Origin of the sequence: Vreelandella nigrificans (genome assembly GCF_002374315.1) — a bacterium.
Classification (GTDB): Bacteria; Pseudomonadota; Gammaproteobacteria; order Pseudomonadales; family Halomonadaceae; genus Vreelandella; species Vreelandella nigrificans.
In genome coordinates this window covers 25774-41115 of record NZ_NWUX01000028.1, presented here as the reverse complement: position 1 = coordinate 41115, position 15342 = coordinate 25774, and the positions used below count along the sequence as shown (strand labels likewise).

Sequence of the window (15342 nt, the reverse complement as noted above, 5' to 3'; positions counted from 1 at the left end):
ACACCAATCTATTGCACCTACCGTAGCGCGGCGTAACGAATCTCGCGAGGGACGAGCGTATGAGGCACCCGCGATGGGTGACGGCGCCACCTAGGTACGCCTACGCGGGGCAACATCCGCGGGTGCGCCGTAGGCTTACCCGCGCTACAAAACCGTTAGCATCAATTTATACGAGCTTTGTGGGGTTGGCCTTACACCTCGTAGCCCGCTTCTCGGGCGAGCGTGGTGTTGGCTTTTAGCCAACCTTCAATATGTCCGCAATCAAAGGTGCGGCCACGCATGCGGAAGGCTTGCACAGTTTTACCCTCCTGCATTAAGCGATCAATAGCATCGGTTAGCTGGATCTCATTGCCAGCGCCCGGCGGTTGATCACGCAATAACTCCATAATGCGATAGGGCAACACATAACGGCCAATAACAGAAAGACGCGAAGGCGCATCTTCTGGATTCGGCTTTTCTACCACCCCACGCATATCAGCACTCTCACCAGCAGCGGGTTCGTCACAATCCACAATACCGTAACGATAGACCTCTTCCTGGGGCACTGCTTCTACCATAATCTGCGAAGCATCATTGGCATTCCAACGTTCTACCATGCTGCCCAGGTCACAGGCACTGCTACCCAACTGGGGTTTTACCAGCACGTCAGGGAGAATAACTGCAAACGGCTCATCTTTATCCAGCAGATGTGCTGCGCAGAAAATCGCATGCCCAAGGCCTTTTGCGTTAGGCTGGCGAACGCTGGTTACTTTGAGCTGTTTCGGAGAAATAGAGGAAAGCGTTTCCAGCAACGCATTCTTGCCTTTACTGGCCAGCGAATGCTCCAGTTCAAAGTGAGCATCGAAATGGTCTTCAATGGCCGATTTACCCGCCCGAGTCACTAGAATTATTTCATTAATACCCGCTGCCAGCGCTTCTTCCACCACATGCTGAATAAGCGGGCGATCCACAACGGGTACCATTTCCTTGGGAATCGCTTTGCTGATGGGTAGCAGGCGTGTGCCGAAACCGGCCACCGGAATAATCGCTTTGCGCACTTGGATCATCATTAACGTCCTTTTACTGAGCATTGCTCTTCAGAGGGAGAAAAGATAAAGAGCAAATCCACTCTAAACTGAAAGCAAACGGTATACCGAATGATATAACAAATAAGCAGGTAATTGAGTCGAACCTTCCAACGCCAGCACATCCCGGCAAGCCCTATGCCCAAGCAAGCCCCGCCGCGGGTGCGCCGTAGGCTTACCCGCGCCACAAAACCTAATAACCAAACCACCACATATCTGTAGCGCGGTGTAACGAGCTTTGTGAGAGGAACGAACACATGCGAGGCACCCGCGGCGAATTAGCCACCCGACCGCGCCTCGCCACCATCGCGGGTGCGCCGTAGGCTTACCACGCGTTACAAAACCTAATAATCAAACCACGACATATCTGTAGCGCGGTGTAACGAGCTTTGTGAGAGGAACGAACACATGCGAGGCACCCGCGATGGGTAACGGAACCACCCCACTCCGCCTAGGCCCGCGGGTGCGCCTCGCGCCGCCGTATGCAGCTGGATAGGTGCGTTAGCGGCTAGCTTTTTAACACGCTGGAAAGCAGTGCGGTGGCGCTTTCAATGAGGTCATCCAGGTGCTGTGAGCCTTTAAAGCTTTCTGCATACACCTTGTAGAGTGATTCAGTGCCACTGGGGCGGGCGGCAAACCAGCCGTTTTCGGTAGTGACTTTCAAACCGCCAATGGTGGCACCGTTGCCAGGGGCGTTAACTAATACAGCAGTAATAGGGTCTCCAGCTAACGTAGTTTCGGTGATACTTTCGGCGCTTAGCTTTTTAAATGCGGCCTTCTCTTCGGCAGTGCACGCTGTATCTACGCGCTTATAGAAGGGCTCACCGAATCGCTCGGTTAACGAGCGGTAATACTCGCTCGGTGTTTTACCAGTAACCGCTGTAATCTCAGCGGCTAATAAACAAAGCGCAATACCATCTTTGTCCGTCGACCACGCCTGGCCATCACGAGTCAGCAGGCTAGCCCCTGCGCTCTCTTCTCCGCCAAAGGCAAGCCAGCCATCGTATAAACCATCTACAAACCACTTAAAGCCAACCGGCACCTCATACAGTTCGCGCTGATGGGAAGCCACGACACGGTCAATCATAGAAGACGACACCAGCGTCTTACCGATCTTCAGCGTACTATCCCACTCAGGCCGGTGGCTAATAAGGTAATCTACGCATACCGCTAAAAAATGGTTCGGGTTCATTAGCCCGTTGGCATCAACAATGCCATGGCGATCGGCGTCTGGGTCATTGCCAAAAGCAATATCAAAGCGGTCTTTAATCTTCAGCAGATTTGCCATCGCATCGGCACTAGAGCAATCCATGCGAATTTTGCCATCGTGATCCGGTGGCATAAAGTTAAAGCGAGCATCGATCGATGTGTTTACCACTTCAAGATTGAGGCCATACAGCTCAACCACTGCTTGCCATACTGGCAGAGCCGTGCCCCCCATGGGGTCTACCCCAAGCGTAAGATTAGCTTTCTGAATAGCAGCCATATCAACGACATTGCCCAGCTGAGCTACATATTGGGCAGTAAAGTCGTACTCCTTAGCGTCCGCCAGAGCCTGCTCTAATGGCACCAAGGAAATATCACTCAGCTGACGCAGCAAGTACGCATTAGCGCGTAACTCAATCCACTTTGTTGTTTCGGTATCGGCAGGGCCACCGTGGGAAAGGTTGTACTTAATGCCACCATCTTCAGGTGGGTTATGAGAAGGGGTAATAATTAAGCCATCGGCTAAGGCGGCCCCAGGAAGATGGTTGTGCTGCAAAATCGCATGGCTAACGAGCGGCGTTGCTGTGATGCCGCAATCTTTCTCGATAAGCACCTGTACTTTATTAGCAGCCAGTACACGCAACGCGCACTCCCAGGCAGGCTTTGAGAGTGCGTGGGTATCGTAACCAAGAAATATCGGCCCTTGGTAGCCCGCTTCAGTGCGGTAGTCCACTACAGCTTGGGTAATCGCAATAATATGTGCAGCGTTAAAGGTGCGCTCCGTTGCACGGCCCCGATGCCCAGAAGTACCGAACGTCACGCGCTCTTTTACCACTTTGGCATTTGGGGTCTCATCAAAAAAGAGTTCTATGATATTCACTATCATCGTGTTTTCCATAACAGAGCTGCCAATAACAGGGCTATCCATACTAGAGCACCTTAGCCTTTTAAAAAAACTGATTTAACTTTCATTAACACTTTTCATTAACGCACTAACTTGGCTACTTTCATCTACCAAATTAGAGCATAGCAAAAATAGCAGCTCGACCGCTAAGCTACACTTGTCGGCCCAGAAAAGACCTTGTCAACAAGACCCTGTCAACATAGACCCAATCCACATAAACCTTGCCAACATAGACCCTACCAACATAAACCCTACCAACATAGACCCTGCAACATAGCGCCTATCAAAAGAATCCCCTGCCATTGGGATTATGCAGGCGCTAGGGCGACCAGCCCGCGTCATCACATGAAACAATATGATCCACCTAAAATTAATTTTAATTTATCAGTGTAACCCTTGAGAAACAACTGGTAAAAAAGAGTAAAAAGTCAGATCAAACATCAAAGCACACCTAGCAGAAGCTTCTTATAAACGACGGCTTCTTTTTTCCAATTGTGACGGGGCGCAGCAAAAGCCATCGGATCAGAGTAGTGGTAAACACCCTCCTCCTCTACATTGCCGTCGATACTCAAGCCAATCATACTATTTTTAGGGAAGTAGCCTAGAACTCGATAAATAGTATAGCAAGTCATCAAGCCAGATGAAGGCGGAGAACCAATCATGGCCTGCAGCTCAAAAAATAATTTTTCATCAAAAAAATCCGTAGCTTGCACCTGAGAAGAGATCTCAAGTACCTCAGGCCATTTCGGTATGGAACGATAGATAGAGTTAGGACCGGTAAAAACAACTAAGCTGACGCCTGCTTGCAATGTCCGATCAATCAGCGGTGTCGGAAGCATTCGCACCCAAACATCAGTTTTGGAGCCAATATCATCGACAAAATTGGGCCCTAAAGAGTAATTATTAAACCTAATCACAATACGTTGAGCATCAATCCACTCACCGACATTCGCACCGATAACACTAGGGGAATTTCCCACTACACATATAGACCCCTCTGACTTCTTAACAATATCAATTAAACTCAACTGTGAAGAAGCTAACCGATCAACTTCATGATGCGCCGTCACAGGGGCAAAGTAGTGAGTGAGCGCTAGATAGCTAGCTGAGGCACATGGAGATAAACGGCCAACTTGATACCACTTTTCAGCCTCGTCTATTTTATTTTGCTGTAAAAATTCAGAAGCCAATTCCAAACAGGCGCGATAATAGAAATTCTTATACAACAGACCTACTGAAGCCATTTCAGAGTCAAAGGTACGTAACTCGGAGTCTGTCATCCTGCGGGTTTCTCGCAATGTCGCAATTAACTTAAAGAGATAGTAATTCTTTAGTAATTTAGCCCCCCTGTCAGCGGCTGCCACTAGAAGACTAATGGTTCTATCATTCACCTTTCCAGTCGCTCGCCGAGACAATGCGATAGAAAGAAGAAACAAGCCTGACGATTTTTTCAAATCACCCTGGCGATACAGCAAAAGCACTTCTTTAAATTTCTTCTTCTCGAACAAGCGGTAGGCAAAGATCCCTTTAATCCAAGGAAAAGATTTCTTCATCAAAAAAAGTGAAAACGTATCTAAGCGAGTACTCAAGAAAAAGCGACCTCGAAAGTAGGAGGCACAAAAAACAAAAATTTGCATCGGCAAAAATATAATTTTTAAAATCACTTACTCTCCTACCACTTATCAATAGACATAATATTATTTCTTAAAAACAACAAAGCATCTCCAATACGGCTCTCTTTTTGTTTCTCTAAATTTCTAAGGCAATGAAAATAACAAGCCCACCATGTAAAAATCTTATTATGTGCAGAAAATGGAAATTTATCATGCAAGAAAAACTGAACCTCAGAGTATTTCAAGTTTGCTTCAGACACAAAAGTCGCAATATCATATCCCAAAGGACCAAAAGACAAATTCCCCCAATCAATGACAAAAAACTCTCCATCACTTGAAAGAATCACATTATCTGCTTTAAGATCAGTATGACAAAAGCCACTATCCAGCGTATCATCACCTAACAGCTTATTAAAATGAGCTTTCTTTAAGAAGAAAAAACCTATATCTAGCGCATATTGCGTTGATGAAACCGAAATATTACGAAGATGCTTTATCCTTCTCAATGAGAAAATAAGCATCAACCGAAGATATTTATAAGATGTATTATCATGTGTATTAAAGAGAACATTTCGTAAGTTCACCATATTACGCCCTAATGACAGAGGCAAAGTCGGAACTCGAAATCTATCTATCTTAATACTAGAAAGTCCACCACTTTTCTCAAGCTCATGGCCACCAAACTCACAGCTACCAAACTCATTATCAATTAATTTATCAGCATAAAAATCAGCGTTACCTAAACGCTCTACTAGCTCTAAAACTTTGTCATGCGGAATAACTTCAATAGGTTCAAAACTACCCTCACCTTGGCTTATGTAAGGAAAGCAAATTGCTTTAAATGGACTTTGATTGCCAGAGTAATAAACCGGCCTTAAAACAAAGGTGGATGAGATGAGAGGAGCGCAATATTCATAAAAAAATGCTTCACGGATATAGTTGTCTTTCTCCTTGTAGAACTTAGTAATAAACTCAGTCTTCTTATTGGCTACATGAAGTATACATCCCCTATTTGCAAACCCGCCGGGAAAAGAAAATTGCTTAGTCACACGGCCAGCCACGGGCAGCGCGCCCCGTAACTCTCGCATCATTCTTTTCCACTGCTCAGAGTCTATTGTCTCCATAGCCAAGTTAAAATAGGATAAAGCACTACGTTTTTTCCCTAAGGCACTGAATAATCGCGAGCATGCCCAGTAGTAACGGCATTGCTCGCTAATCACTAGCTTATCTGGCCGTACCCTATCTATATAGCTAAGTGCAGAAATCCATTCTTTCTCCCACACTTCCGCCTCTATACGGAGTAGATATATATAATCAGTAGCATTTGGTTGCAGGCATGCTAATTTCAGATAAGCAAGGGCAAGCTTGCGCTTACCCTCCTTCAGCTTATCAATTGCGATCACTGCATAGTGCTCAGCCAGCATCAATTATAACTCTACGGAACGACGATTAGCTGAGTTATGGTCAGCATAAAAATCAAGAGCCATTAGTGCGTTAGTGCTAATAATAGACACTGGCATATTTTTAATCGTAGCAGTCTCCCACCACAGATGCTTAGTAAGCTCAGTCGTTGTCTTCATAGACACAAAGTACTTGTTAGGGACATCAATTTTATAGACGAAATTTAGAATATATTCGTCTTTTCGATGTGGTTCAGGATAAGAAATCAATTGCTCAAAGCCTACTATAGGTTGAGCTTGAAGACGCAACACCTCAGAACCAAGCAAATCCTTCGTTAGCTTACCAAAAGCACTATCTAAAGTAAGGCCTGGGGCAACACGCATTGACGGTAAATCAAACTGGTTACGCGATGGGAAAGAGCGTCTTTCAGCCATCAGCACCCTACCTTCACCATCCTCAATTACCAAGCTAATCTTGATTGAAAAAACAAAAGGCTGTGGTTTATTATAATTAATAGTGTGGGTATCCAGGTACTTAAAGGCATTTCCAGACAGCTTCGATCTCGGCATGAACACCTGCTCACACTCTGGTATAGCCGCACATAGCTCCGCGAGCGTTGGCTTTGGCTCCTCATCAGTTGCTGTTGCTGCTACTTCTGCTTCCGGTATTTGTACTAGCGTTTGTCCATATGTAGAGGTAGCGCTAAGTGCAGGTTTAGTTGTCTCACTTGCATAGACAAACGTATTTTCTGCCACCAGGAAATTAATTAATTTCTCACCATCAACTGCGATATTAAATGTTAATGCTGTTCGCTTTAGTGTCTTACCCGCAAGATTTTGACGTACTTGTAATACATCATCGGTAATATCCATAAAGGATAGTACGCCATCTGGTAACTTACTCAAATTTGGGGAGATACCATAGTACTCACCAAGTAGGCGCCTCAACCCCATTGCAATCGTTTCTTTTGGGTTCAGCATTACAAAGGGCGTGGTTGCACCTGCATGTTCAATAGGATGTAATCGCACCACACGTAAGAGCGGCCCACCTACCTTTACTAGCCTTGCAAGCTCTTTTTGTGGATCTTCAATAACAACAGGGGTAACCGGTTGAGGCAATGAGGGTATTTCACATACCTCAACTTTGCTATCAGACGTGCTGTGGCGGCGATAAAAATCTTCCGCTGCGTCAAAAATTGGTTTTTGTGCAGGCTTTAAGTTTAGTGTTTTAAATGATGGTAATCGGTAGCTTAGAAGTTTTACTTTAGCAGAATTTGCTTTCGATAAATTATCAAATGCTGTGCAAAACCAGCTTGCTATTACACTGGGAGTTTCTTGCATCCGTATTAGTTCTAGCTCGTAAGGCAAAGCATACCGATAAACCTCGAAGCCTAATCTTTTTTTTATCTTTGCCCCAAACCCATTCGATTCTCTAGGATGAAGTAGGTACACGAAGCGTATATCATTAGAATAGCTCTTTCGAATAGCTTCCAACATTGAAAAATAAAGAGTTTCATTCATTGAATCTCTCTCAACAAACGGAGCACCCAAAAAATGAACAAGAGAACAGTTCACTTCTTTTGAATCTAAGCTACTGCGTAATAAAGACTGATCATTCTCAACAACCCGAATTCCATTTACGGGGAATAAGTCATAGACAGAATAAATTGTCTGGCGCGTAGGCAATTTCACTTTGTTCTTCAAAGTTTTTTCATGCCACAGATAGTGGTATGCCTTACGGTAAAGCTTACCTACATTAGTTTTCATTAGCACACCCAATTCAATTAAAACCAAATTAAAAAAATATTTAATTTATTTTCGCCTTACTGCTGGCCTTTTAGCTACCGGCTTCTTTGCTACGGACTTTTTAGCTGCTACTGGCTTTTTGGCTACAGGCTTTTTGGCCACCGGTTTCTTGGCTACCGGCTTCTTGGCTACCGGCTTTTTGGCTACCGGCTTCTTGGCTACCGGCTTTTTGGCTACCGGCTTTTTGGCTACCGGCTTTTTGGCTACCGGCTTCTTGGCTACCGGCTTTTTGGCTACCGGCTTCTTGGCTACCGGATTTTTAGAAGACAGGTTTTTTTTCTTCCGACTTTCACGCACCTGAGGTGGAATAACACGCTCTTCTTGCCATAGAAAATATGATAAGGTTCCGTCCTCAAGCCAAACCAGCTCTTTAGCTTCAACAAAACTAGCGATGACTTTATTTTCCTGCTGCCGATTGTGGCATAGAAAAACATAGCGACACCCTTTTGCCTGATTTAACTTTTCCTGCCACTCTTTAAAGAATCGATACTGAATAATTCTCTTACGATTCCCTTTTTTCTTAATCCTAGGTGGCAGCGGGAATGGATCGATCCAAACAACATCTTTCCACTCAACAAAACTCTCTAAAGAACGGTCTAACGTAAGGTTATTGCTTATTAGCTTCAGGACCAAAATACATTGACGAGTATCCAATCCCCAGTTGTTAGCTGCTTGCAAAGCGTTATAAACATGCAATGGAGTATTGCAAATAAAAACAGCTTTAACCCTATCCAGATCAACATCAAATTTATCTGCATTAGCAATATTCATTACACCCCCTCCCTGCTCGCATATTTGAGCTGCGACTCTAGGGCCTTAGATATTCTATAGCCTATTTCGCATTCATTTTCTTCTAAATCAAACTCATAGGCTGGAAGACAGGGGTCAATATAAGCATCCAAGTGGCCAAAGAACGTAGATTCACCTATAAATTGTAAATAATGATAAACATCGTTTTCAGTATGAACATACCCACCCGATATTTTCCCATAAGCTTCTATCAAATCTTTTTCAGTACGAATTTTATATATACCTGGTGCATCTTGATAAATAATATTCCCCAGCACCAGGGCTGGTTTCAACTTCAACCAAGACTCTAACGCTGCAGTGCCTGTGAGAGTAGCAATCGCTTTAGCATTCAATTGTAATTTATCAGAAGGAGCATCCATGCTAATCAAAACGACATTCGGGATGTTTGAAATTTGCTCATAAAAGTCCATTGCTCGAACTTCAAGCTTTTGATAAGGATGTTCCTTCACAACTAGCACCCAATCCTTGGGAAGCTTTGAGGATAGAAAACTAATAGCTCTAACCTGATCAGAAAACATGCCTCCCAATGGGTTAGAACTAGCCTCAGGCTGCATGTGAAGAGCATAATATATAAATGGAACTTCAGGAACACCCTTAACAGCTAATGATGAAAGCTTTTTCTTATTACTTAATTCTGCTTTTTTTGCAATCCACCCAAGGCGTGCTCTAGAAAGCTTCTTTTGATAGAAAAACTTAAGAAAAGAACTAAAATTATCAACAGCAGCTTTAGCTGGCACATATTGAATAGGCGGTTTTATTCCTTTCTGACTTAATACAGAACGAGATAAACCACCAAGCGTTTCATCTCCCATCACAACTTTATCAAATATCAATTGCAAGTCAGAAGCAAGGGGTGAGTTATACTCATTAGATCTAGAATAACTAACCAGCTCTCCTTCTCGATTATAAACCTCACTATGATTGTATAATGATTCAGGAATATAGAGCCTTGCCATTACTCCTGGCACTATTGGCATTCTATAGGGGAAAGCAGTCGGTATCTTTTTAAACCGACATAGCTCATAACATATTAGATCATCACCTAAGTGAGGCACATTAGAATTAACATAAAAAAGTATCTTATCTTTTTCTATCTGGCTATCCCAGTAAGTTATTTTATTTAAAGTTTTTTTCCTTATATTATCGGAAATTTGAAAAAAAGGAATCGAAATAGATTCTAGCTGTGAATAACGATGCCTTTCTTCCATTTCCATGATGGAGGAAAGGCTTAAATTAGAAGTTAATTTTTCCAGGTTAGAAGATGAGCACTCTGATAAATACTTTGGAGATGAATCCTTAAAGCATATTTCCTGATCAACTTGTCGGCCAAGACCTTCCTTAAAATAGTACATTGCAGAACGAGAAAAAATAGTCGGAAACACAGAGAAATGACTAGCAATGTGTTTCAATACACCAGGTCCTATAGTAAGGCCTCCTGCAAACCTAGACTTTTTTAAAGGCGAAAAAGGAAAGCCAAAAAAGTAAGCATTCTCTCTATCAACCACCTCTGAGATTAATTCAGCCCCAGTTTGCTCCTTCTCAATCAAAGCTTTTTGCTCAGCTATTTGAGCAGCGATACTTAGGGATATAAAACTTTCAAATGCCGGAAGACTGTGGCTTTCAACATACTCTTCCCAGCCATCAAAATCACTGACTGCGGAGAGGAACATGAAGTCAAGACCATTAGCCTTGGCTACTTCATGATCATAGCGGGCATCACCAAAGAAGATACCGGGGTAATCGCTGTCTTTTAAATCCAGATTTTTGACTAACGTTAATTTATCAACAGGGTTACCGTAGATGCCGTCAAAAAACTTTGCTAACCCTTTAGCTTCAAGTACCCAACGAACCTCATCCTGTGCCCCACCGGAGACAACAAATTTTTTAGCTTGGGCTGGAAGGCTTGTTAAAAACTCAAGTACACCGGGTAATACCTCACAGCGAACAAGCCCTTCGGCTGTCAACTTACCATAATCATTCAGCGCTTTTTGGTACTTATCTTCTGGCAATTCAGAGAGGTTAAGGATATTCAGAAAGAAGTATTCGAACTTTTTCTGCCTAGAAATACCACCATTGGCTTTATGATATTCAGTGAAAGCCTGTGCAGCAGGCTCTCCATAAGGAAGCGCTGCGTGATAAAAGGCTTCCGTTTTGACGCGGTTGGAGTCTAATAAAACGCCATCGCAATCAAATACATAAGTATTAAATGATTTAGTCGGTGTATTTAGCTTGTATTGGGTCATCTCGCCATCCGCTGGGGCTTATTTCGATCAATGTTTAAGCTTCTAGCGCCTTAAGCACACGCTCTACATCTTCTGGAGTATCTACTGCAATGGAGCTACCAGAAACTGGCACCATCCTCACTTCATACCCAAGCTCTAAAAAACGCAGAATTTCTATATCCTCCAATTCCTCTAAAGGAGTTTTTTGCTCTTTAGAAGCGTAGTCGCGTAGTGCCTGCGGTGGAAATGCATAAATACAAACTTGCTTATTAGCACGCACAAAATCAGCGGTTTTCGTACCAGGAATAGGAGCGCGGCTCATATACAGAAGACGACCATCCGGCCGGAAGACCACCTTTGGTACGGTTCTACTACTGTAATCCTGCTCAGTTTCAATGGCACAGTAGGCATTGAGTACTTCACCAGGCGTTTTTTCTGCTAGGTCGATCACTTTCTTAATATCGTCAGGGTGAATCATCGGCTCATCACCCTGCACATTAATATAGAGGTCTGCCTCTAGTTTTTCTGCTGCTGCCGCTAAGCGATCAGTACCCGTCAGGCAGGTATCTGGGGTCATTACCCACTGCATTCCATGCTCTTCACAGTGGTCAATAATCCGCTGGTCATCTGTTGCTATATAGACTTTTTCTTTCCCCAACACAGGAACGCAGCGCTCCCAAACCCGCTTTAGTAGGCTTTTACCTGCAATGTCTACCAATGGCTTACCTGGGTAGCGTGTGGATGCATAGCGTGCAGGTATTAGAATAAGGGTCTTCATATCGATCATTTGCTCCAAATTAAATAAATTGCGCATGCAGTATCTGCATGCGCACGTAATACATCGCCTGCTATTAAGCGGACATTCTTTGGGCAAAGATCTCTTTCTCCACACCCTGATACACAGCTTCAGAGAAGGGAGAAACGGTAGCGATAGAGAGGCTAGTAGGAGTAATTGAGGTTAACGGCAGGACACCAGGTTGCTCGTTATACAGGCCTAGTGCGTTTTCCATCTGTTTATGGCGAGGATCTTCACTTGTGTAGCCATCAAAGCCAGCAAGATAAAGATTAGAGGCACCACCAGCATTTACTGCCGCGATGGCATAAATTGCTGAAAGCGCGTGGGGAATGGTTGCGTTTTCAGCCATCACCTTCAATTCACCACTTTCGACGCTGACGCCGTAGTCTTGAATTGTCCAGTGGTTCCAGGTGTCTTTATCTACATACTGGAGCAAAGCATTTGGTGCTAATAGCAGCCCCTGATTTTTCGCATAAAAGTCTTTATCTAGCATCAGGCGGTCAGGGTTACATGCGGCCCATGAGTCGATTAAGTGGCTGGGAATCCAAGGGTTGATATTGATACAAATAACGTAAGGTTTTTTCTTTTCAATAAAGTATTCAAGCGCTTCCAGGTGGTTTTTCACCTCTTCGCCTGGCCCTACCAACAGCACATCACGACCTTCAAGCCAACCAGTGGCATCCCACGTACCAACACTCACTAGTGGCTCGCTTTCAGTTACATCTTTTAAGCGATCCCGCGAGAACCCGCTGGCACCCGCTGCCCCCAAACGCTTCAGCGCTTTGACAATAGCGACAGGCTTGTAGCGCTCATCGGATAGCATTTCCTGAACATAGGTTGGGTGAACACCATAGGTCGCGGAAAGGTGGTAATAAATACTTGGGCCCCAACCACACTCCCGTTGTACTGGCTCAAACTCTTCAATGACCAAGCTCATTAATGCATCGAGTTCTGTTTCTCGCATGCCTTGTTTAGACAGCTCCAGCAACAGGTACTCCATACGTACGTTACCAGCACCACGCCCCATGCCAGTTACCGTACCATCAATCCACGTTACACCTTCTTTAATAGCGGCCAGCGCATTAACCAGCCCCATGCCCATATTGTCGTGTGCATGGAAGCCCATAGGACCTTTCCAGGCTTCACGCAGTGCACTCACGATAAAGCTGATATCGTCGGGCAACATGTTTCCAAGGGAGTCGGCAAAATAGAGGGAGTCAATTGGCCAAGTGGCTGCAATTTCAGCCTTTTTGATTAATTCATCGCGGCTGCGACCACTGGATTGCATTAAGTTAAAGCCAGTGACATAGCCTAGCTTATGCAGCTCTTCCATGATTTCGCCGCAGTTATCCACTTCATTGAAGTGAGCAGCAACACGAACCAATGTGACGGGGGAGTCTTCAGCTTTACAAAATAGCTGGGAAACAGTTTCCTTTGGATTTCCGTACTTTAGAAGATCTTTCGCATTACACATTACACCGATCTTCAAATCGCGGGGAACGTCGAGGCGCTTAATCCAGGAATCAGGGGTGTAGGCGTAAGGACCTTCGAAAGCGCTGGATTCCAGTGCTCGAAAGCCAAGTTCTACATAGTCTATACCAGAAGCTGACATTACTTGTAGATAGCGGTTTGCCAACTCTGTGGAGTAGTCCCAGTTATTGTAGTAACCGCCATCACGGAAAGTACAATCTAGAACCACCAGATCCTGGCATTCATTTTGGTTCATCATTTCTCACACCCCTTATCATGTTTACTCTGCCAAGCAGATATTTAGTAAACTAATACATGACAAGCTAAGCACCTGATAGTGTTAGCTTTTGTTACGAGGTGAGCTTTTTTGGCGTGTACCGTATAAACACTACATAGGTACTGTATAAGTACCATACGAGCACTATTAGTACTGTATAATTTTTATTAGGTCTTGCTTGCTGATCTGTGCCAGCCTTTTCAGTTCAATAACCCGTGCATGCCCTTCTTTTTAAAGCTTTAGCATTATGATCCTACCCAGTAATAATCGAGATCTCAAGAATATAGTGCATCTCAATGTGTTCCACCACGGAAAATCAACGATATGAGTGAAGAAAACAGTCATCCATGTGATTCTGAGGCTAGTTTTGGGGAAGATCTGTAGACCTCCCTTACACTTTCCTTGTATCCCCCAAACTAAAGCCAAAAAAAACCGGCTCTTGTGGAACCGGTTTTTATCCAAGCCATTGAATTTTCAATCCATTAAGTAGCCTAACCTGAGCGCTGATCTTAGTCTTAGCTAGTTCTCGCTCTCCAAAAATCGAATGCGTGCTGGTGATGACCAATAGAGGCAGCTTTTTTTGCTGCGTTTTTTGCCATAGCGAGGGTTTGGGCAGGGTTATTCAACAAGATTTTCATGCACTGCAGCCAGTCGTTGGGGTCATCGTTCGCGAGCATGCCATCAACGCCGTGCTCAACGACCTCATTGTATGGGTAACGGTTGCTATAAATACCCACCCCGCCCATGGCTGCAATATCCAGAAACTTAATGTACGACTTTCCGGCGTTAAACTCTGTTGGCCACAACGGTGCCAAACCAATATGGATGCGTTGCTGCCCCTGGTATTCACGGAAGGCATCCCAGGGCAGCGGTGCAGGCGTATAACAGCGCGCCAGCGAGCTTAGAGCCTTGGGTGTGTACTGCCCCAGCATAATTTCAAAGGCGACATCTTTACGCTGGTGATGAAGATCAACCATCGCCGGCGCGATATGCTCTAAATCCGCCACATGGGCTCGTGTGCCATAAAAGCCAACCATCCAGGGCGTTTTGCTAGAGGGCGGTGCGTCAAAATGCGCAAAGCCAGGTAAAGACGCTAGCAAAGGCGGCGTCAACACTGACACCTTCGAGTGCTGGGTCTTTAGCGTATCAGCCAGCTGCTGGCTGGAAGCCACCACTTCATCGGTTAGTGCCAATATAGCTGGTTGATAATGAACCACATCCTTCATACGTCGACGATAAGAATCAGGCAGTGTCTTGTCGTGCACCGCTGCCTTTACGTTATCGTCAATCAAATAAACAATGTGGCCCAGCTTATGTTTATTACGAGCTAACCATTTCAGCCATACGGTAGGTAACGAACGGCAAACCAGTACATTCGCTTCTTCAAACATGGCTGGCAAAGCCCTGGTGTACCGCCATGGAAACCAGTGGCTACGCGTTTGAACCTCATCAACCTCAATACCTAGCTTCTTTAACTCTGGTGCTGCTGACACTAAAAAATAGATATCTTCTGTTGGATAGGCACGGTCCCGCAACATTACCCATCGGTGCTGGCGTTTTCGCGGTATCTTCCGCTCAATCATGCTCAATGGAATGCTCCTTCACTTCCTGGCTTGTAAAATAACTGCAGCACTGCGGGCTATACAGCAAAGGCACAAGGGCCAATTGCGCTACCCCTTGCCTTGCCAAACATAAAGAAGCAGAGCGTGGGATAACGAAACAGGCCCAGGTGTTGCCGGGATACTACTCAGGAATGCTAAAGCCACAGGTACTG

At 44.7% G+C, this 15342-nt stretch carries 10 protein-coding genes; all 10 read right to left on the bottom strand.

The features are described 5' to 3' along the window. Nucleotides 1-191: 191 nt before the first annotated feature. Complete coding sequence (locus CPA45_RS20255; RefSeq protein WP_096654732.1) at nt 192-1046, bottom strand: UTP--glucose-1-phosphate uridylyltransferase; 855 nt, start codon at nt 1044-1046, stop codon at nt 192-194. A gap of 526 nt (nt 1047-1572) precedes the next feature. Beyond that, a complete protein-coding gene (pgm, locus tag CPA45_RS20250) occupies nt 1573-3156 on the bottom strand; it encodes a phosphoglucomutase (alpha-D-glucose-1,6-bisphosphate-dependent) (protein WP_422822050.1) in 1584 nt (527 codons plus the stop codon). A 458-nt stretch (nt 3157-3614) separates the two neighbouring features. After that, complete coding sequence (locus CPA45_RS20245) at nt 3615-4838, bottom strand: glycosyltransferase family 29 protein (protein WP_096654730.1); 1224 nt, start codon at nt 4836-4838, stop codon at nt 3615-3617. Nucleotides 4839-4846: 8 nt separating this feature from the next. After that, on the bottom strand, nt 4847-6211 hold the full coding sequence (locus CPA45_RS20240) for a phosphotransferase family protein (RefSeq protein ID WP_096654728.1): 1365 nt from the start codon (nt 6209-6211) through the stop codon (nt 4847-4849). Between the two features lie 3 nt (nt 6212-6214). Then, complete coding sequence (locus CPA45_RS20235; RefSeq protein WP_096654726.1) at nt 6215-7954, bottom strand: NUDIX hydrolase; 1740 nt, start codon at nt 7952-7954, stop codon at nt 6215-6217. 45 nt (nt 7955-7999) lie between these two features. Beyond that, entirely contained in the window at nt 8000-8764 is a 765-nt protein-coding gene (locus CPA45_RS20230; RefSeq protein ID WP_096654725.1) for a histone H1-like repetitive region-containing protein, read from the bottom strand. Then, nucleotides 8764-11046: an HAD hydrolase-like protein gene (locus CPA45_RS22885; protein WP_096654723.1), complete on the bottom strand. Its 2283-nt coding sequence runs from the start codon at nt 11044-11046 to the stop codon at nt 8764-8766. The genes CPA45_RS20230 and CPA45_RS22885 overlap by 1 nt, the downstream gene beginning before the upstream one ends. Before the next feature lie 34 nt (nt 11047-11080). Further along, nucleotides 11081-11803, bottom strand: a complete 723-nt coding sequence (locus CPA45_RS20220) for a 3-deoxy-manno-octulosonate cytidylyltransferase (RefSeq protein WP_096654754.1) — start codon at nt 11801-11803, stop codon at nt 11081-11083. 73 nt (nt 11804-11876) lie between these two features. After that, the gene (locus CPA45_RS20215) at nt 11877-13550 is read right to left on the bottom strand and encodes an aldolase catalytic domain-containing protein (RefSeq protein WP_208858566.1); all 1674 of its coding nucleotides are present in this window, start codon (nt 13548-13550) and stop codon (nt 11877-11879) included. Between the two features lie 533 nt (nt 13551-14083). Further along, nucleotides 14084-15151: a glycosyltransferase family protein gene (locus CPA45_RS20210; protein WP_096654721.1), complete on the bottom strand. Its 1068-nt coding sequence runs from the start codon at nt 15149-15151 to the stop codon at nt 14084-14086. Nucleotides 15152-15342: the final 191 nt, after the last annotated feature.